Annotated in this window: 1 protein-coding gene; it reads right to left on the bottom strand. The window is 67.0% G+C overall.

Annotation, left to right across the window (positions count from 1 at the left end; all coding sequences use genetic code 11):
* Positions 1-58: 58 nt before the first annotated feature.
* The gene (locus ACRX5W_RS07935) at positions 59-1,315 is read right to left on the bottom strand and encodes an Ig-like domain-containing protein (protein ID WP_436787231.1); all 1,257 of its coding nucleotides are present in this window, start codon (positions 1,313-1,315) and stop codon (positions 59-61) included.
* Between the last annotated feature and the right edge of the window lie 161 nt (positions 1,316-1,476).

The following is a 1,476-nucleotide window of genomic DNA, read 5'->3' as shown; positions in this document are numbered from 1 at the left end:
CGTCTCCGAAGAGACCCCCCCCGACGGGTACCTCGGTCTGCTCGCGATTTGACGCGTACTACGCGGCGCCGGCCAGCGCGCTGCCCTTGCGCCAGGTCTCCCAGTCGATGTTCCAGTCGCCGAAGCCGTTGCCCGGCGCGAGCTTCTTCTCGGTGCCGTTGATCACCTCGACGACGTCACCGGAGTTGACCAGGTCGAAGAAGATCTTGGCGTTGGCGGTGCTCAGGCCGATGCAGCCGTGGCTGTCGTTCATCTTGCCGAACTTGCCCTCGTTCCAGGGTGCGGCGTGCGAGTACGTGCCGGACGCGGACAGGTGCACGGCGTACCGGACGTTGTCGATGTCGTACGCGTTGGCGAGGCCCACGGTCTCGGAGTTCATGCGGATGCCGTCCACCTTGTCCATCACGACCATGACACCGGTCCAGGTGGGGTACGACGGACCGCCCGCAGAGATCGGCAGGTTGTGGATGACCTGGCCGTTCTTGGCGATCGTCATGTGCTTGGTCGCCAGGTCGGCGGTCGCCACGATCGAGTCCCGGACGGTGAACGTGCCGCCGCGGTTCTTCTCGCCGTAGGTTCCGTCGCCCGACTTCGCGCCGGCCAGGTTCGCCGCCCACGTCACCTTGGTGCCGGGCTTCCAGTACTCCTTGGGCCGGTAGTCCACGCGGTCGTTGCCGTCGTGGTCCTTGAGCCAGCTCCACGAGCCTTCGGTGGCGGGTTCGGACACGACGCTGAGATTGCGCTCGATCGCGGCCTTGTCCTTGATGGGCTTGTCGAACTTGATCGAGATGACGCCGCCCACGCCCAGGGTGTCGCCGTCGGTCTCGTCGGGCCTGAAGGAGTAGTCGAACGTCTTCGTCGCGGCAATGGTGGTGAAACTGCTGTTCGCGGTGACCTCGGCGCCGTCCGCGTTGGCGGCCTTCGCAGCCACCGTGTACTTCGCGCCGTTGGCCAGCGGCGTCTTCGGCGTCCACTTCGCACCGTCGGGCGACGTCGTCCCCTCGACGGTCTTGCCCTTGTCGTCGGTGACGACGACCGAAGTGACCTTGCCGCTGGTCGCGTTGACCGCGAGCACGCCGTCGGTCTCGACCGACTTCGCGCCGTCCGCCGGGGTGACGGCCAGTGCGGCGGGTGCCGCGGGCGGCTTGTTCTTGCCGCCTCCCCCTCCGGCGTCGGCGGATATGCCGCCGCTCGGCGTGCCCTCCGGCTTGCTGTCGCCCCCCGACGAACATGCCGTCAAGAACAGGGGTACGACCAGCAGACCTGCGGCCAGCCTGGCGGCCCCCGTACGCGTCGCTCCTGTGAAACGGGGCACGCGATCCCTCCCTATGTCGCTTCCGCAGACCTGGCTGCGAGCCCTATGCGCTGCATTTGACGTCCCCCCAGCGCCCCGGGGTTCCAAGATTCGGAGACAGTCACACAACGGTGACAACTCCGGGACGTGGATTGAGAATTCGTCCCGGCTTCGTCCCGATA

The organism is Yinghuangia sp. YIM S10712, from assembly GCF_051388935.1.
In the GTDB taxonomy this organism is placed as follows: domain Bacteria; phylum Actinomycetota; class Actinomycetes; order Streptomycetales; family Streptomycetaceae; genus Yinghuangia.
The sequence above is the reverse complement of the archived record's forward strand: the minus strand, read 5'-3'. Positions and strand labels throughout refer to the sequence as shown.